16 protein-coding genes are annotated in these 18619 nt (G+C 57.8%); 2 read left to right on the top strand and 14 right to left on the bottom strand.

Translation table 11 applies throughout. The features are described 5' to 3' along the window. Positions 1-10 precede the first annotated feature (10 nt). The 13 genes from ACYASS_RS18380 to acs all read right to left on the bottom strand — a co-directional run bounded on the left by ACYASS_RS18380 (position 11) and on the right by acs (position 15202). Complete coding sequence (locus tag ACYASS_RS18380; RefSeq protein WP_027900080.1) at positions 11-295, bottom strand: hypothetical protein; 285 nt, start codon at positions 293-295, stop codon at positions 11-13. Positions 296-357: 62 nt separating this feature from the next. Further along, positions 358-1704 carry an N-succinylarginine dihydrolase gene (astB, locus tag ACYASS_RS18385; protein ID WP_463587153.1) on the bottom strand — a complete coding sequence of 449 codons (1347 nt, stop codon included), beginning with the start codon at positions 1702-1704 and terminating at the stop codon, positions 358-360. Between the two features lie 230 nt (positions 1705-1934). Further along, a complete protein-coding gene (gene astD / locus ACYASS_RS18390; RefSeq protein WP_463587270.1) occupies positions 1935-3404 on the bottom strand; it encodes a succinylglutamate-semialdehyde dehydrogenase in 1470 nt (489 codons plus the stop codon). Further along, on the bottom strand, positions 3401-4426 hold the full coding sequence (gene astA, locus ACYASS_RS18395) for an arginine N-succinyltransferase (protein WP_463587154.1): 1026 nt from the start codon (positions 4424-4426) through the stop codon (positions 3401-3403). The genes astD and astA overlap by 4 nt, the downstream gene beginning before the upstream one ends. A 75-nt stretch (positions 4427-4501) precedes the next feature. After that, positions 4502-5533, bottom strand: coding sequence for an arginine/ornithine succinyltransferase subunit alpha (gene aruF, locus ACYASS_RS18400; RefSeq protein ID WP_463587155.1), 1032 nt, complete (start codon positions 5531-5533; stop codon positions 4502-4504). A gap of 145 nt (positions 5534-5678) precedes the next feature. Next, positions 5679-6899 (bottom strand): aspartate aminotransferase family protein, encoded by a 1221-nt coding sequence (locus tag ACYASS_RS18405; RefSeq protein WP_463587156.1) that lies wholly within the window; start codon positions 6897-6899, stop codon positions 5679-5681. Between the two features lie 400 nt (positions 6900-7299). Then, on the bottom strand, positions 7300-8280 hold the full coding sequence (argR, locus tag ACYASS_RS18410) for a transcriptional regulator ArgR (protein WP_463587157.1): 981 nt from the start codon (positions 8278-8280) through the stop codon (positions 7300-7302). Positions 8281-8443: 163 nt separating this feature from the next. Continuing rightward, positions 8444-9208 carry an ABC transporter ATP-binding protein gene (locus tag ACYASS_RS18415; RefSeq protein ID WP_463587271.1) on the bottom strand — a complete coding sequence of 255 codons (765 nt, stop codon included), beginning with the start codon at positions 9206-9208 and terminating at the stop codon, positions 8444-8446. A 22-nt stretch (positions 9209-9230) separates the two neighbouring features. Then, on the bottom strand, positions 9231-10343 hold the full coding sequence (locus ACYASS_RS18420; RefSeq protein ID WP_463587158.1) for a succinylglutamate desuccinylase/aspartoacylase family protein: 1113 nt from the start codon (positions 10341-10343) through the stop codon (positions 9231-9233). Position 10344: 1 nt separating this feature from the next. Beyond that, the gene (locus ACYASS_RS18425; RefSeq protein ID WP_243246677.1) at positions 10345-11043 is read right to left on the bottom strand and encodes an ABC transporter permease; all 699 of its coding nucleotides are present in this window, start codon (positions 11041-11043) and stop codon (positions 10345-10347) included. Then, positions 11040-11729 (bottom strand): ABC transporter permease, encoded by a 690-nt coding sequence (locus tag ACYASS_RS18430; RefSeq protein ID WP_463587159.1) that lies wholly within the window; start codon positions 11727-11729, stop codon positions 11040-11042. The genes ACYASS_RS18425 and ACYASS_RS18430 overlap by 4 nt, the downstream gene beginning before the upstream one ends. Positions 11730-11814: 85 nt before the next feature. Beyond that, positions 11815-12591, bottom strand: a complete 777-nt coding sequence (locus ACYASS_RS18435) for an ABC transporter substrate-binding protein (RefSeq protein ID WP_243246674.1) — start codon at positions 12589-12591, stop codon at positions 11815-11817. Positions 12592-13246: 655 nt separating this feature from the next. Then, complete coding sequence (acs, locus tag ACYASS_RS18440; RefSeq protein WP_463587160.1) at positions 13247-15202, bottom strand: acetate--CoA ligase; 1956 nt, start codon at positions 15200-15202, stop codon at positions 13247-13249. A gap of 373 nt (positions 15203-15575) precedes the next feature. On the opposite strand from acs, the gene ACYASS_RS18445 reads away from it, so the two are divergent. Next, complete coding sequence (locus ACYASS_RS18445; RefSeq protein WP_243246671.1) at positions 15576-15842, top strand: DUF2790 domain-containing protein; 267 nt, start codon at positions 15576-15578, stop codon at positions 15840-15842. 105 nt (positions 15843-15947) lie between these two features. Here ACYASS_RS18445 and ACYASS_RS18450 read toward each other — a convergent pair whose 3' ends face one another. Then, positions 15948-17525 carry a sigma-54-dependent transcriptional regulator gene (locus tag ACYASS_RS18450; RefSeq protein ID WP_463587161.1) on the bottom strand — a complete coding sequence of 526 codons (1578 nt, stop codon included), beginning with the start codon at positions 17523-17525 and terminating at the stop codon, positions 15948-15950. Between the two features lie 264 nt (positions 17526-17789). Between ACYASS_RS18450 and phhA the strand changes: the two genes are divergently transcribed. Continuing rightward, the gene (gene phhA, locus ACYASS_RS18455; protein ID WP_463587162.1) at positions 17790-18605 is read left to right on the top strand and encodes a phenylalanine 4-monooxygenase; all 816 of its coding nucleotides are present in this window, start codon (positions 17790-17792) and stop codon (positions 18603-18605) included. Positions 18606-18619 lie beyond the last annotated feature (14 nt).

Raw genomic sequence — 18619 nt, forward strand, 5'->3', positions numbered from 1 at the left:
GGAGTGAGACTTAGTGATTGCAGTCAGGGCCGTGCACGTGCTCTTCGTCTTCGCCGACGTCAGCAGGCTCCATTTCCAGTTGCAGGCTGACCAGGTTGGTTGCCAGAGGACGCAACAACAGGTTGGCGTATTCGGCATCGCCCTCTTCAACATCAACACCGATCAGCAACTGACCACGGCCATCGTGCTGAATCCAGATTTCCTTGCCCTGCCAGACGACAGCAACGCGGGTGCAAGAGGTTTCCAGCTGGGTGCCATCGGTGTCTTCAAGGATCAACTGCAGGGTGTCGCTCATAATCGGTGTTCTCTATAGAGAGGTAAGTACAGCGGATCGTGCCTGGCACGACCCGCCAGAATTCAGGCCAACTGAAAAGGATAGACCGCGCCCAGTTTAAGGACTTGCGTCAATTCATCCAATGCCACGCGGCATTCAATCAGCAATTGCGGGTCCGCCAGATCATCTTCGCTCATGCGGTCACGATAATGTCTGTCCACCCATTGCGTGAGCGTATCGTACAGCGGCGCGGTCATGATAACCCCAGGGTTGACCGCCGCCAGCTCGGATTCATTGAGCGCGACCCGCAGACGCAAGCAAGCCGGACCGCCGCCATTCTGCATGCTCTGCTTGAGGTCGAAGACTTTGACTTCCTTGACCGGCCCCGCTCCCGCGATCAGCCCTTGCAGGTAACGCCAGACGCGCTCGTTACCGCGACACTCTTCCGGCACAACCAGCAACATGGTGCCGTCAGGGCGGGACAACAACTGGCTATTGAACAGGTACGAACGCACCGCGTCTTCGACCGAAACTTCTGCACGGGGCACGCAGATCGCCTTGAGCTGCGCGCCGCAACGGGCAAGTTTGTCCTGCAGCTCTGCCAGCATGCGCTCGGTGTGGAGAAATGCGTCCTCGTGATAGAACAACACTTCGCCGTTACCCACTGCGATTACATCGTTGTGAAACACGCCCTGATCGATCACCGACGGGTTCTGCTGACCGTAAACGACGGCGCTGTCACTCAAGCCATGCAGACGGGCAACCGCCTGGGATGCTTCCAGGGTCTGACGTGCCGGATACTTCTGCGGCTCGGGGAATCGCGCATCAAAGGCGCTACGACCAAACACGAAAAATTCCACTCCCGTCTCGCCATAGTCACGGCACAGACGGGTATGGTTGGCTGCGCCCTCATCACCAAACTGGGCAACAGAGGGCAATGCGGCGTGATGAGCGAAGTGCTGCGAGTTTGCGAACATAGCCGCCAGCACGCGGCTGGTGGTCGGATGCTCAATGCTGCGATGGTACTTGCAGGCCAGGTTGGCGGCGGTGAAATGCACGCGACCATCGGCAGTGTCGGCGCTCGGGCTGACCGTTGCGGCGTTGGCGACCCACATGCTCGACGCCGAGCAGCTGGCAGCCAACAGGGGCATGGCCTGTTTCGCGGCCTGCTGGATGACTTGCGCGTCACTGCCAGCGAAACCCAGGCGACGCAAACCGGCGACATCGGGACGCTCCTGAGGGGCAAGTACGCCCTGGGTGAAGCCCATGTCCATCAGCGCTTTCATTTTTGCCAACCCCTGCAACGCTGCTTCGCGAGGATTGGAGGATTGCTGGCAATTACTTTGCGAGGCGACGTTACCGTAGGACAGCCCGCCGTAGTTATGCGTCGGCCCGACCAGGCCGTCAAAATTGACTTCGTATGATTTCATCGGCTCGGCTCCGTGGATCTTTTCTTATAAGCGTAAGGTTCAATCATCGCTTCGCAGCCTTGGGCAGCTCTATCAAACAAAATATAACTTACTGAACTGAACTGGATTTTCTGTAGGAGTGAGCTTGCTCGCGATAGCGTCAGGCGAAACGGTAATTTCTTAACAGGTCTACCGTTATCGCGAGCAAGCTCACTCCTACAAATGCATGCCTGTCGCACGCCAGCGTTGTGTCACGACAATCGCACACCCGGCGTCAGGGTCGCAGGCAAAGTCAGGCTGCTGCTTTCCAGCGAGGCCACCGGATACGCGCAATAATCCGCTGCGTAATACGCACTCGCCCGATGGTTGCCGGACGCACCCACGCCACCAAACGGTGCGCTACTCGCTGCACCCGTCAGTTGTTTGTTCCAGTTGACGATCCCTGCCCGGCTCTCCAGCCAGAACTGTTTGTAACGCGCTTCAGAGTCAGACAACAGCCCCGCAGCCAGGCCGTACTGAGTGTCATTGGCCAACGCTATGGCAGTGTCAAAGTCCGCGTAGCGAAGCACCTGCAGCAATGGCCCGAACAGCTCCTCGTCGAGGGGATCGCTGACCTCGGAAACGTCAATGATGCCTGGAGTCAGCAGCGCAGCCGATGCCTGTGGCTGAGTCATTTCCAATAACACAGAAGCGCCGTTGGCAAGCAGTTGCTCCTGCGCCGCCAGCAAGGCGCTGGCCGCATGCAGAGAAATCACAGAACCCATGAACGGCGCAGGCTGCTGATCGTAAGCGCCGACCTCGATGTTGCGTGTGACGTCGACCAGACGCTCAAGAAAAGCATCGCCCCACGGACCTTGCGGCACCAGCAAACGTCGCGCACACGTACAACGCTGCCCGGCAGAAATGAACGCAGACTGAATAACTGTATAAACCGCCGCTTCTACATCGACAACCTGATCGACCACCAGCGGATTATTGCCGCCCATCTCCAGAGCAAGAATCTTGTCCGGGCGACCGGCAAACTGCTGATGCAGAGCATTGCCAGTGCGGCTGGATCCGGTGAAAAACAGCCCGTCGATACCAGGGTTCGCAGCCAGAGCGATGCCGGTCTCGCGACCACCTTGCAGCAGGTTCAACACGCCCGCAGGCAAACCGGCTTCGATCCAGCACTTGACCGTCAGCTCGGCGACTTTCGGCGTCAACTCACTGGGTTTGAACACTACTGTGTTACCCGCCAGCAGCGCTGGGACGATATGCCCATTGGGCAGATGCCCAGGAAAGTTGTACGGTCCGAACACCGCTACCACGCCATGCGGCTTGTGACGCAGCACCGCATTCGCGTCGCCCAGCGGACCGCTCTTCTCGCCGGTGCGCTCCCGGTAGCTCTGCACGGAGATAGCGATTTTATTGACCATGCTGGTCACTTCGGTCGCGGACTCCCAAAGCGGCTTGCCGGTTTCTTCACCAATGCATTGCGCCAAGGCATCGGCCTGGCTTTTCAGGGTGGCAGCGAAAGCTTCCAGTACCGTGATGCGATCTTCCAGAGTGCGACTAGCCCACGCGGGAAATGCCTGCCGCGCAGCCCGCACGGCCGCGTCGACCTGAGCGACCGTTGCACCTTGCCCGGTCCATAAGACTTGCTGCGTCACCGGGTTGAGCGACTCGAAAGCCTCACCCTGCCCGGCCTGCCAATTGCCTGCGATATACAACGTGGTCATCAGACTGCCTCCCGCGCTGGCGACAACGGCACCGCCCGGACGTTATCGCCGGCGCTCAGACGCAGGCGTTTGGCAGTCGCCGGAGCAACCACCAGCGTCCCCGCCGCAAAACGCGCCGCACCCACGGTGATTCGGCAGTCTTCGCGCTTACGGTTATGAATCAGAAACTGCGTGGCGTCGTCGCCCGGAGTACCAATGGCCAGCACCAAGGTCGCACTGTCGCGCACGGCGCGGATCTTCGCGGTCTCGCACTCAACGGCCGGACCGGCGTCGAAAATATCCACGTAACCCTGATAACTGAAGCCTTCAGCCTTGAGCATCGTCAGCGCTGGCTCAGTGTCGGCGTGCACCCGACCGATCACGCTACGGGCGTCTTCAGAAAGGAAGCAGCTGTACAACGGGAACTTGGGCATCAGCTCAGCAATAAACGCTTTGTTGCCCACACCGGTCAGGTAATCCGCCTGACTGAATTCCATTTTGAAGAAGTGCCTTCCCAGACTTTCCCAGAACGGTGAGCGGCCCTTCTCATCGGACATGCCGCGCATCTCGGCAATGATCTTGTTGCCAAACAACTGCGGGAATTCGGCGATGAACAGCATCCGCGCCTTGGCCAGCAGGCGTCCGTTCAAACCGTTACGGAAATCGCTGTGCAGGAATAACGAGCAAAGCTCGGAATTACCCGTCAGGTCATTGGCGAGGAACAACGTCGGGATTTCCCGATAGATGTTCAACTCTTGAGAAGCGCTGACCGTCAAACCCACCCGGTAGTTGTACCAAGGCTCACGCAGGCCGACAGCCCCGGCGATGGCAGAGATACCCACCACACGGCCGTCATCGTCTTCGAGCACAAAAAGGTAATCCGCATCACCGCGCCCGGCCTCGCCACGAAAGGTCTTTTCCGCCCAACCGACCCGGTGCGCCAGACGCTCTTCATTGGCGGGCAAGGTCGTCAGGCCAGCGCCTGTACTGCGCGCCAACTCGATCAGCGCTGGCAGGTCACTGCTGCTTACGGGACGAACGATCATGCTATCTCCTCAATGCCGTTCCCCTCGGGAAACGGCGAAACTCGCTAAACCAGCAATCCACATGCAAATGGCGTATCAGACCGCCACGACCCGCACGCTCGCACCTTCCCCGACACCCAGCGCTTCGGCGGTTGCCAGGCTCAGTGCAACCGGCTTACCCGGCGCCCAGTCCAGTTCCAGCAACACCGCACGGTAATCCTGCAGCAGACCATTGGCGACCAGATACAAGCGACCGCCGGAGCCTGTGTCAGTGGACCTTTCAGCATCGATTTTGACCGGCACCAGACGGCTCTGAGCGATGGAGCGAATCCCGGAAACCCGGGCATGCAAGGTCGGACCACCGTCGAAAATGTCGATGTAATGATCCGTCTCGAAACCCTCGCGCATCAGAATGTCGAAGGTGATCTGCGCACGCGGATGCACCTGCCCCATGGCTTCCTGCGCGGCGTCCGGCAGCAGCGGCACGTAGATCGGATAATGCGGCATCAGCTCGGCGAGGAAAGTCCGGCTTTTCAGCCCGCATAGACGTTCGGCGGCGGCATAGTTCAGATCGAAGAAATTGCGTCCGATGGCATCCCAGAACGGCGAGTCGCCATTTTCATCGCTATAACCGACGATCTCGGTCACCACCGAATCGGCGAAACGCTCCGGGTGGCTGGCAACAAACAGCAGACGCCCCCGGGAATTAAGCTCCGACCACGCGCTGCCCACCAGCTCTGGCACCACATAGAAGCTGGTCAGCAGGCTGTTACCGGTCAAGTCGTGGCACTGGGACAGGACGTGAATCTTATTGTGAATCTTCAGCTCGCGGGAGGCGTGAACGAAAGTCTCGTTACGAAAGCTATAGAAGGGTTCGGAATAGCCCGCAGACGCGACAATTCCGGAGCAGCCCACCAGACGTCCGCTCTCGCTGTCTTCCAGTACGAAGAAATAGGTTTCTTCGCCGTTAAAGCTCACCTCGGCCGCGAACGAGGCTTCCGAAGCGGCGATCTTGTCGCCAAGCCGCCCCGCATCGTCAGGCAGGGACGTGACACCGATCGGGCTGTCGGCAGCGAGGCGTTGAACCTCGGCCAGATCAGCCATTTGCGCGGGGCGCATCACGAGCATGGTGCCACTCCTTACCAGAACACAGACCGGGCAAACCCGGCACAGAAAAAAAGCGCCACGTGGATCAACGCCACATGGCACAGGAAAATGTCCGACGTTTGCCGTGCAGGCAAGCGTCGGGGTGTCGCGTTGAATCAGCTCGCCATCAAGCCTGAGTCAACTTGGCCACGGCGCGCTCGAAGCGATCCAGACCTTCGTCGATGTCAGCGTCTTCGATCACCAGGCTCGGAGCAAAACGCACCACGTCAGGACCGGCTTGCAGAATCATCACGCCTTCATGCTCGGCGGCATTGAAGAAATCTTTGGCCTTGCCTTTCCAGGCATCTGTCAGCACACAGCCGATCAACAGGCCCATGCCACGGATCTGCGAGAACACGCCATATTGCTGGCCGATCTGCTCAAGGCGCGCCTTGAACTTCGCATGTTTGGCTGTCACACCGTCGCGCACTTCCTGGGTGTGGACCACATCCATCACTGCGTTACCCACCGCGCACGCCAAGGCGTTGCCGCCGTAGGTTGTACCGTGAACGCCGACTGCAAAGTGCTTGGCCAGTTTTTCGGTGGTCAGCATCGCCGCCATCGGGAAGCCGCCACCAATGCTCTTGGCGCTGGACAGGATGTCCGGTGTGACGCCGTAATTCATGTAGGCAAACAGGCGACCGCTACGGCCCATGCCGCTTTGCACCTCGTCGAAAATCAGCAGTGCTTTGTGCTCGTCGCACAATGCGCGAGCACCCTGCAGGTATTCGAGTTCAGCGGGCAATACACCGCCTTCACCCTGAATAGGCTCCAGCACTACCGCGCAGGTCTTGTCGGAGATTGCGGCCTTTAGGGCGTCCAGATCATTGAACGGGACGTGAGTGATGCCGGTAATCTTCGGACCGAAGCCATCGGAATACTTGGACTGACCGCCCACGGTCACGGTAAACAGCGTACGACCGTGGAAGCTGTTCAGAGCAGCAATGATCTCGTACTTGTCCGGACCATATAGATCGTGGGAAACCCGACGCGCCAGCTTGAAAGCGGCTTCGTTGGCTTCGGCGCCCGAATTACAGAAGAAAACGCGCTCGGCAAATGTGGCGTCCACCAGCTTCTTAGCCAGACGCAGGGCCGGCTCATTGGTGAAAACGTTGGAAACGTGCCAGAGATTGTTGGCCTGCTCAGTCAAGGCACTCACCAACGCCGGATGGCAGTGGCCCAGTACGTTGACGGCAATCCCGCCGGAGAGATCCACCAGCTCACGGCCCGACTGGTCCCAGACTCGGGAACCTGCACCACGCACAGGGATGAACCCGGCTGGAGCGTAGTTAGGGACCATTACCTGGTCGAAATCGGCGCGTTGCACCGCAGCTTGCTCAACGGACATCGGAGTCTCCTGAAGAGGAACGCCTGCCTGAAACTGGCGAGCGATGGGAAGATTGTAAGGACTGGTTTCACTCCGGCCTTGCCGCCAGGCGACAACTTGTTACAGCGCAAAACCGGTATTTCTGCTGACTTTCGGCAATGCGACATTAACCATCGCAAAGGCGCAGTTTAAACGTTGCGGGCGGATTGTTGCAGATACAGATACGTGGAATTGTTGGAGCGAGTGGCGGCGATCCGAATTGCCCGCCGATAACTATGAATTGATTTGCCTTGATACATCCCTCTGTAGGAGTGAGCTTGCTCGCGATAGCGTTCTGTCAGTCACCCACAGTTATTCTGACAAGCCGCCATCGCGAGCAAGCTCACTCCTACAAATCCTCAACCACCAAAACCGGCAAGAGTCACCCCCGCTCTGCGGGCACCGATGACAATTCAAACGGGCTGCTGCTGCGGCGCTGGTTACGGTCTTCACGCGGGGTGGCGCCGAAAAAGTTGCGGTAGGCGCTGGAAAAGTGCGGACCGGATGAAAAGCCACAGGACAGGCCGATCTGGATGATGGATTTGCTGGTCTGCATCAGCATCTGCCGTGCCTTGTTGAGGCGCAACTCGAGGTAATACTGGCTTGGCACGCGATTAAGGTACTGCTTGAAAATCCGCTCCAGTTGACGACGTGAAACGCACACATGCTGGGCAATTTCATCAGTGGTCAGCGGCTCTTCGATGTTCGCTTCCATCAACAACACAGCCTGAGTCAGCTTGGGATGACTGGAACCCAGGCGATTCTGCAGTGGAATACGCTGACGCTCGCCACCTTCACGGATACGCTCAACCACCAGCTCTTCGGACACTGCACCCGCCAGCTCGGCGCCGTGGTCCCGGGCCAGGACTGCCAGCAACAGATCCAGTACCGACATGCCACCGCAAGCGGTCAGGCGATCACGGTCCCAGTCGAACAGATGACTGGTGGCGATGACTTTCGGGAAACGCTCGGTGAAATCATCCTGCCAGCGCCAGTGCACCGCAGCACGATAGCCATCGAGCAGCCCCAATTGAGCCAGCGGGTAAACACCCGCCGATAACCCACCTATCACACAACCGGAACGCACCAACTGTTTGAGCGCCGAGGCCAGCGTTGAGTTGACCGCCGCAGGTGGCTCATCAGCCAGCAAAAACAGCTTCTGGCAACCTTCCAGCCGCCCCGCCCAAGGCTCGCCGGGCAATTGCCATGCACCCTCGGCGGGCACTTCCGCCTGGAGAAACGACAACTCGTAAAGCACCTCCGGGTGGACGCGCTGAGCAACACGCAAGGCTTCCTCAGCCAGCGCCAGAGTCAGGGCTTTGGTGCTGGGCCAGATAAGAAAACCAATTCGTTGAGCGGTCATGGCGTGCAATCCGAAACGTGTCGCTGTTGTTAAAACTGTGTACACAGCTTATGGGGCGGGCATCGCAACGCCCAGGATGAATCTACGGCTATCGGTTCATGCTGCTTGCGGCGCAGCATGAACTGTTCCTTTCCTAACAGCATCGTCAAAACGAAGCATTTCGTTACTTGAGACTACCTGACAGAAACTGCTGCAAGCGCTCGGATTGCGGATTGACCAGCACTTCACGAGGATCACCGCGCTCTTCGACCACGCCTTTGTGGAGAAAGATCAACTGATTGGAGACCTCACGGGCAAAGCCCATTTCGTGGGTCACCACGACCATGGTCCGGCCTTCCTGAGCAAGGGCCTGCATGACTTTGAGCACGTCACCCACTAGCTCAGGGTCCAGAGCGGAAGTCGGCTCGTCGAACAGCATCACCTCCGGCTCCATCGCCAGTGCGCGGGCAATCGCCACACGCTGCTGCTCACCACCGGACATATGACCTGGATAAGCATCCTTGCGATGCGCGACGCCCACCTTGGCCAGATAATGCTCGGCCTTTTCCAGCGCTTCCTTTTTTGACACGCCCAATACGTGCACGGGCGCCTCAATGATGTTTTCCAGTGCGGTCATGTGCGACCACAGATTGAAGTGCTGGAACACCATCGACAGTCGCGAACGCATGCGTTGCAGTTGCTTTGGGTCCTCGGCTCTCATGCTGCCGTCTTTGTTGGCGACCAGTTTGAGCTCTTCATTGTTGAGCAGAATCTTGCCTGCGTGAGGCTGCTCCAACAGATTGATGCAACGCAAAAAGGTACTTTTCCCCGAGCCACTGGAGCCAATGATGCTGATCACATCACCTGCCTTGGCGGTCAGGGAAACACCCTTGAGCACTTCATGGCTGCCATAGCGTTTATGCAGGTCCTGGACTTCCAGTTTGTTCATGCTTTCAGTTCTCACAAATGAGTCAGTCATTGAGCAGGCGACCCTGACGCCGGGCAGTCCGTCCAGCTACTTTGGCCAGCCAGAAACCCGGCTGGGCATAACGCAACCGCTCGATGGCAAACAACACCCCGGCAGTATTCGAGCAGACGATGCTGACCCGGTCAGAGAGCGGATCAATGACTTCAAACAGAGGGTCGCCGACTTCAACCCAGGCACCCGCTTCACGCAGGAAACTCACCACACCTGGATGCGGGGCAAACAGCAACTCAGTACCTTCAAATGGCATGCCTTCACAGGCTTCATGAGCAGCCTGCGGCCATTCACCACTAATGAAACCCTGCTCGGCAAGGAACGCCAGAATACCTTCAGCATGCGCTTCGGCCTGAGGTTTACCGGTATCCGCCTGACCACCCAGCTCAATGGTCGTCGCCAGACAGGCCAGAGGGATCTGCGCATCCGGAAAAATTCGCGACAGACGCAACCACGGCAACGAACACGCCTCATCGAACGAGCTGCCGCCGGAGTCTTCCGCGAGCAAGGCCACTTGCACATTCAGATGCGCAGTCAGCGAGCGCCATTGCGGCCAGTGTTGCGGCAAGGCGTACATGTGCAATGCAGCGTCGGCGTCGCAATGCAGGTCGAGCACCACATCGGCAACACACGCGTGACTCAGCAGAATCCGCTGCATGCCGCGCAGCTCACTCTCCGCGGGAGGCAGGTTTCCCAGCACTGTAGTCATGGCCTGGCGAATCAACTGCACGTTGCTGTGCGGATCATCGCCGAGCTGACCTTCAAGCAACTCGGCCACCGGCTCACTCAGCTCGGAGAAATCGCGATTGAAGTTCTTGCCGCTGCCAAACTCGAAGCGCCCTTGATGCGCGCCTTGCAGCAATTGCCCCAGCCCAATAGGGTTGGCAACCGGGACCAGTTCGATAACACCCTTGAGCGCGCCCTGCTCTTCGAGTTCGGCCAGACGCTTTTTAAGCTCCCAGGCCGTACGCATACCCGGCAACTCATCGGCGTGCAAGCTGGCCTGGATATAAGCTTTGCGCTCGCCACTGCCGAAACGAAACACACTCAAGTGGCGCTCGGTGCCGAGGGTGCCCCACGGCAATACATGATCGGTTCTTTGCATGTCAGGCCTTCCGGGGTGCGAGGTAGCCCAGCCAGCGGCGCTCAGCCAGCTTGAACAGTCGCACCAGAATGAATGTCAGGCACAGGTAGAACACGCCTGCGGTGATAAACGCCTCGAAGGGCAAAAAGCTTTCAGAGTTGACCGCCCGCGCGGCACCGGTTATGTCGACCAGCGTGACGCTGGACGCAAGGCTGGTGGTCTGCAGCATCATGATCACCTCGTTGCTGTATTGCGGCAGCGCCCGGCGCAAGGCCGAGGGCAGCAGGATACGGCGGTACATCTTGCTTTTCGACATGCCCATGGCACGCGCCGCTTCAATTTCGCCCGCAGGCGTAGCCTTCAGACTGCCAGCAATGATTTCCGCCGTGTAGGCACTGGTATTGATCGCGAATGCCAGGCACGCACAGAAGGTCGCGCTGGACAGCCATGGCCACAAGAAGCTTTCGCGGACGACCGCGAATTGCGCCAGACCGTAATAGATCAGATACAGCTGCACTAGCATCGGCGTGCCACGAATTACATAGGTATAGAGCCAGGCAGGCATATTCACCCAGGGCTTTTTCGACACTCGCATCAGGCCCAGTGGCAACGCCGCCAGCAGACCAAACGCAAGGGCGATGCCGAGCAATTCAAGGGTGGTCACCAGCCCGGCGAAGTACAGGGGCAGGCTATCCCAGATGACGTTGTAGTCGAAAATCACAGGTCAGCCGCCCTTACTCCAACGGAGTAACGTTTTTCGACAAGGCGCAGGGCCAACAGCGAAATACTGGTTATGAGCAGATAAATCGCGGCCACTGCCAGGAAAAAGGTAAAGGGCTGACTGGTGGCGTCGCCTGCCTGCTTGGCGAGAAACATCATGTCCTGCAGACCGACCAGCGAAATCAGCGCTGTCGCCTTGGTCAGTACCAGCCAGTTGTTGGTGAAGCCGGGGATCGCCAGGCGAACCATCTGCGGCACCAGTATTCTGAAAAACACTTTGGAATGGCTCATCCCGTAAGCAAGGCCCGCTTCGGCCTGCCCTTTTGGAATGGCCATGAAGGCACCGCGGAAGGTTTCCGACAGATAAGCACCGAAAATAAACCCCAAGGTACCGATACCGGCAGCCAACGGGCTCAGGTCGATGTAATCGTCGTGACCGAGCATGGGAGCAATGGTGTTGAGCGCGCCCTGACCACCGTAGAAGATCAGCAGGATCAGGACCAGATCGGGAATCCCGCGAATAACGGTTGAATACAGGTCACCCAGCCAGGCCAGCCAGCGCACCGGCGACAAACGCAACGACACGCCAATCAGACCCAGGACGATTGCCAGCGCCATCGACGACAGGGCCAGTTGCAGCGTCAGCCCTGCGCCCTCGAGGATGACAGCCCCGTAGCCATTCAACATGTTGTGCAGTCCTCATGGGTGTAAAAAATGGCGCTAGCCACAACACCGAAAACGGCTTCTGGCTGCGCCATCCGTGACGACAGGTTTACTTGCCGTAAACGTCGAAGTCGAAGTACTTGTCCTGAATCTTCTTGTACTCGCCGTTGGCGCGAATCGCCGCGATGGCAGCGTTGATGCGCTCAACGTTGGCTTTGTCGCCCTTGCGAACAGCGATACCAATGCCGTCACCGAAGTAAGCCGGGTCGGTGAATGCCGGGCCGACAAAAGCATAGCCTTTGCCCGAATCGGTTTTCAGGAAACCATCCTGCAGCAGGGTCGCGTCCGCTACCGTGCCGTCCAGACGACCGGCCTTGAGGTCCAGGTAGATTTCGTTCTGCGAGCTGTAGGACTTGATCACGGCGCCCTTGGGCTCAAGCACCTTTTTGGCGAAAGTGTCGTGGATCGTTCCACGTTGCGCGCCGATCTTCTTGCCTTTGAGTTCATCCAGGCTGTCGCTGACAGTGGTGCCTTCCTTCATGACCAGACGCGCCTGAGTGCTGTAATAGCGATCAGTGAAGTCAACGGACTTCTTGCGGTCTTCGGTGATGGACATCGAGGACAGGATCGCGTCGATCTTGCGCACTTTTAGCGCAGGGATCAGACCGTCGAACTCTTGCTCGACCCATGTGCACTTGACCTTCATCTCAGCGCACAGCGCGTTGCCGATATCGTAGTCGAAACCGACGATGCTGCCGTCCGGCGCTTTGGAGGCGAACGGAGGGTACGCTGCTTCGATACCGATTTTCAGAGGCTTTTCATCTGCAAATACTGGCTGCGCCAGAACGGTCAGCGCCATTGCGCCAAGCAGCATGAGCTTTTTCATTGTCAGGACTCCGTCGGTAAAACACGACAAATGGCAACATGAGCGCAAGCCCAGGGTGCGAAGAGGACTATTGGAGGTAGACGCCTGGCGGCTGGGACCGTTTTTCGGACCTGCAAGCCTGTAGCGAGTGAGCGGCATTTTAACGGCACGCCCGAAGTCGATATTTCTTCAATGCGACAACTAGTTACAGATGCGCTAAAAATCACGACGTACGCATTGACAACCAAAATCGGTTATGCAAATGCAAAAGGCGAGATAACCGGTGATTGCAGCAAAATACGCGCCCATTATTGGCAAAGCCTTGTAATACGGCAAGGGTGGTATTGCCGCATGTTTATCTGCCATGCATTTTAGGCGCGATTTCCTACGGAAATGAGGTGCTTCGCCCCACAGGCGGTAGTGGCGTTACCTGAGCGTTGGGATGGGTAACAGGTCGATATATATCCTGGTTGGATAGGCAGTGACTGCAACCGCACCGACGCCATCGCGAGCAAGCTCACTCCTACAGTTGGAAAGCGATCGTCCTGTAGGAGTGAGCTTGCTCGCGATGGCGATGTGAAAGGCGAAGACAAGGTACTTGGCACAAACGGGACACCGACGAACAACAAAGCCCCACCCGGCTCACACCGGATGGGGCTCTTTCAAGCGCTGACTATCAGGCCACGCTCATGGTCTTGTGCGTGTCGATCAAATGCTGCACCACGCTCGGATCAGCCAGGGTCGAGATATCACCCAGCGAATCGTATTCACCCGTGGCGATCTTGCGCAGGATGCGCCGCATGATTTTCCCGGAACGGGTTTTCGGCAGGCCTGGCGCCCACTGAATCACATCAGGCGAAGCAATCGGGCCGATCTCTTTACGGACCCAGTTGCGCAATTCGATGCGCAGCGCCTCATCCGGCACCTCTCCGCCGTTGAGCGTCACGTAGACATAGATGCCCTGCCCCTTCAAATCGTGAGGCACACCCACCACCGCAGCTTCGGCAACCTTAGGATGCGCAACCATGGCGCTTTCGATTTCAGCAGTGCCCATCCGGTGCCCGGACACGTTCAGCACGTCATCCACACGACCGGTGATCCAGTAATAGCCATCTTCATCACGGCGCGCGCCGTCACCGGTGAAATACATGCCCCGGAATGTCTTGAAGTAGGTGTCGACGAACCGGTCATGGTCGCCGTACAGCGAGCGCGACTGACCCGGCCACGAATCAAGGATCACCAGGTTACCCTCCGCCGCACCTTCAATCAGATTGCCAAGGTTATCCACCAACGCCGGAATCACGCCGAAGAACGGACGCGTTGCCGAGCCAGGCTTGAGGGCCGTGGCGCCCGGCAGCGGGCTGATAAGGATGCCGCCGGTCTCGGTCTGCCACCAGGTGTCGACAATCGGGCAGTTTTTGTTGCCGATGGTGTTGTAGTACCAGTTCCAGGCTTCCGGATTGATCGGTTCACCCACCGAACCCAACAGACGCAGGCTCGAACCGTCGGCGCCTTCAACGGACTTGGTGCCTTCAGCCATCATCGCGCGAATGGCAGTCGGTGCGGTGTAGAGGATGTTGACCTTGTGCTTGTCGACGATCTTCGACAGGCGAGTGATGTCCGGATAGTTAGGCACGCCTTCGAACAACAGCGTAGTCGCGCCATTGGCCAGCGGCCCGTAAACAATGTAGCTGTGCCCGGTAACCCAACCCACGTCAGCGGTGCACCAGTAAATCTCGCCCGGCTTGTAATCGAACACGCGCTCGTGAGTCAACGCGGCGTACAGCAGATAACCGCCAGTGGTATGCAGCACGCCTTTCGGTTTGCCGGTGGAGCCCGAGGTATAAAGGATGAACAGCGATTCTTCGGCACCCATTTCTTTAGGTGCACAGGTCTCGGAAGCCACTTCCAGCAACGAGTGGTACCAGATGTCACGGTGGCGGTTCCATTCGATGTCGCCGCCGGTGCGCTTGCAGACGATCACTTTCTGCACGCTGGCGGTTTCCGGGTTGGTCAACGCACGGTCAACGTTGGCTTTCATGGCGGTTTTCTTACCGCCACGCAGGCCTTCGTCCGCGGTGATGACCACTTTGGATTTGCAGTCGATGATGCGACCCGCCAGTGCTTCCGGCGAGAAACCACCAAACACTACCGAGTGGATCGCACCGATACGGGCGCACGCCAGCATGGCGACCACAGCTTCGGGGATCATCGGCATATAAATAGTCACGACGTCGCCGCGATGCACGTCCTGACCGCGCAGGGCGTTGGCGAACTTGCACACTTCAGCGTGCAACTCGCGATAGGTAATGTTGCGGCTTTCGGAAGGATCATCGCCTTCCCAGATGATTGCAAGGGTATCGCCACGCTCTTCCAGATGGCGATCCAGACAGTTATAGGCAACGTTCAGGGTGCCATCGGCGAACCATTTGATGTCGACACGGTGATCATCGAAAGAGGTCTGTTTGACCGAGGTAAAAGGTTTGATCCAGTCAAGACGCTGAGCTTGTTCACGCCAGAAACCGTCGGGGTTGACCACCGACTGCTGGTACATGGCCTTGTAAGTCGCCTCATCGGTCAGCGTGGTCGCTGCGACTTCTGGGCGGACGGGGTACAGGGAAGCTGCACTCATCTTGGTTACCTCGGTGGATAGTTGTTGTTTTATGCCCCTGTTGTATCCGCCTGTCGGCCTCGGGACCATTCGACGATGGTCTTACCGAACGCATCTGAGCCCGCAATCATCACATTGGCGACCCTGAACCCGAACACTTGCAGGGCCCTGGCCCGGCCCTCGCAGGGATTGTTGCCCATTCGCTCAACAGTCTTTATCAAAAGTGTTCCTATATGAAGTTCGGTGACAAGCATAGAATCAACTTCGCCACACACGGCACCTGATTAATAACTGACAGTCCCCCACGACTCATTAATCACCCGCTGATAAACGCTTCACACATCGCCCCATAAAGGCGGTGTGCCCCCTTTCGAACTCAAGAAGGTAAAAGAAAATGAAAGTCTCACTGTTGGTTCTCGCACTCTGTGGTTTTAGTGCATTTGCAATGGCTGAAGAATCCGGAGCAAAAGTTGCTGCCCAACAAGCCCGCGTCGAACAATACACTTATGGCAGCCACCCTGACATTGCCAAAGTCATCTCGATCAGCACCATCCCGGATGTCTGCAAAGTCGTCCCGATGCGCATGACCTATGAAGACTCCAAAGGTCAGCAGCACGTGATGGGCTATCAGGTGATGGGTAACGGCTGCAGCAATAGTTGAGTGATATCCCGGCAGGCAATTATGGGTAGGAAGCAACTTGTTGGCGAGACGGTGTGCCAGGTAAATATTTGCTGACAGGCCAACATCTCGCGAACAAGTTCGCTCCTACCGATAATTGTCATCTAGGTTGCTGGAACTATTTAACCCATAATCCCGCAACTTGTTAGCCACGGTTGTATGGGAAACACCCAACCGCTTCCCAAGTTGCCGACTGCTGGGATATTCAACATACAAGCGCTGCAATAACGCCTTTTCAAAACGACCGACTATATCCTCCAGCCCACCCTCCATCGAGAACGCCGCCAACGGATCGCGCACGCCGTACTCCGGTAAGCGAATGTGTTCGGCTTTTACCGTCCCGCCTTCACACAACGAAACCGCCTGAAACAGCACATTCTCCAATTGCCGGACGTTGCCGGGCCACTGGTAATGGCTCAAACGCTCCATGGCGGCAGGCGCCAGCTTTGGCAGCGGGCAACCTATCTGGCGACTGGCCTGATCCAGAAAATGCTCAACCAGCGGCCCGAGCCCGTCCAGGCAGTCGCGTAATGGCGGGATGTGCAGGGTCAAGACGTTGAGTCGATGGTAGAGATCCTGGCGAAACTCACCCTTGGCGCAAAGCTCAGACAAATCCATCTGGGTCGAACACATGATGCGCACATCCAGAAAAACATCCTCATCACTGCCGACGCGCCGGAAGCAACCGTCCTGCAGAAAACGCAGCAGCCTGGCCTGCATGCGCAAACTGAGCTCCCCGACGCTGTCGAGAAACAACGTGCCGCCAGCCGTCAGTTCCAGCAAGCCCAGCTTGCCCTCCGCTCGCGCCCCGTCGAACGCGCCAGGGCCATAACCGAACAGTTCGGTCTCAGCCATGGCATCGGACAGACCTGAACAGTTCATGGCCATTAACGGGGACTGGCCACGGGGGCTGGCGAGATGACAGGCACGGGCCAGCAACTCCTTGCCGGTGCCTGTCTCACCTTCAATCAGCAGCGGCGCATCCAGCGGCGCCATGCGCCTGGCTTCACGCACAACTGCAGCCATGACTCTGGAGCTCTGAAAGATACTGTCAAACCCGCGCAGCTCCTCCTTGCGTACCTGATAAATCTGCTCGCCAACCCGATCTGCGCGGTGCAGGGTCAAGACTGCTCCCGCCATGGCCTCGCTTTCGTCATGGCGAGACTGCAAAGGCGCGATGTCGGCCAGAAATACATCGCCGCGAATTGTCACCCGCAGGCCGTTGATCCGCGATTTGTTGCTACGGATGAGTGCCGGTATATCGAGGTCTTCGGCATAACGCGACAACGCAATACCCGGCACTTCATCCACCCGCACGCCCAACAGTTGAGCCGCTGCCCGGTTGGCCGCAACAATCGAACCGCCCATGTCGATGGACAACACCGGAAACTCCAGCGCGCCAAGCAACGCGTCCAGCTCCATATGCCGCCGTTCGCTGGGCATCAACCCCACGCGTTTGACGCCGAAGACTCCAGCGATGGCCTCGAAGCGAGGGCGCAGCGACTGGAATTGCAGATTGATCAGGTTCGGACAATGCAGATAGATGGCGTCGCCGTGCTCACCCCCCACCTCGCCCCGGGCGACGTTGACGCCATAGGAAGCCAGTAGCTCAAGAATATCGCGGGTCATACCAATGCGGTTCTGACAGTGCACTTTGATACGCATGACAAATGAATCCTGTGGCTGTTGTTATTTTTGTGATGAGCCGAAGTTTACCGTCAAGAATTAGTTACAGCGCCGACACCGGAAACCTCGCTCGCCACAAGATAATCAGGGATTGGCCTGAGCCGTAAAGTTTTCTTTACGAAAACACACCTGCGCCAGCACCTGTGGTACCCCGGTGCTGACATCCCGAGCGCCTGAAACGCGCTATTGATGAAGCTGGGCGTTCGTAACAAACCCAATAAAAAGAACCCCAGGGAGAGCAGCATGAGCCATACGAAATACGTGGCACGTGAACCCGATGCTCACGGGTTCATTGATTACACAAGCGACGAGCACGCGGTCTGGAACACATTGATCACCCGCCAGATGAAGGTGATTGAGACGCGCGCCTGTCAGGAATATCTGGACGGCATCGAGCAGCTTGCCCTGCCCCGTGAACGCATCCCGCAATTGGCGGAAATCAACAGCGTTTTAGGCGCGACCACCGGATGGCAGGTGGCGCGAGTCCCGGCGTTGATTCCCTTCCAGACTTTTTTCGAGCTGCTGGCCAACAAGCAGTTTCCCGTGGCGACCTTCATTCGCACCCAGGAAGAACTGGATTACCTGCAAGAGCCGGACATTTTTCACGAAATCTTTGGCCATTGCCCACTGCTGACCAACCCCTGGTTCGCCGAATTCACTCACACCTACGGCAAGCTCGGCCTTGGCGCCAGCAAAGAACAACGCGTGTATCTGGCGCGCCTGTACTGGATGACCATCGAATTCGGGCTTGTTGATACGGCCCAAGGCCGGAAAATCTACGGCGGCGGGATTCTTTCTTCGCCCAAAGAGGCTGTCTACAGCCTTTCGAATGCACCGGAACATCAGTCGTTCGATCCGCTGGAAGCGATGCGTACGCCTTACCGTATCGATATTCTGCAACCCTTGTACTTTGTCTTGCCCGACTTGAAGCGATTATTCGATCTGGCTCACGAAGACATCATGGGGATGGTCGAACACGCCATGCAGCTGGGACTGCATGCACCGAAATTCCCGCCCCGCCCTTCATCCAGCCCCTCAACCAAATCCCAAGTGGCCTGAACAGGAAACCTATT

It is taken from the genome of Pseudomonas sp. HP_14, assembly GCF_055283875.1.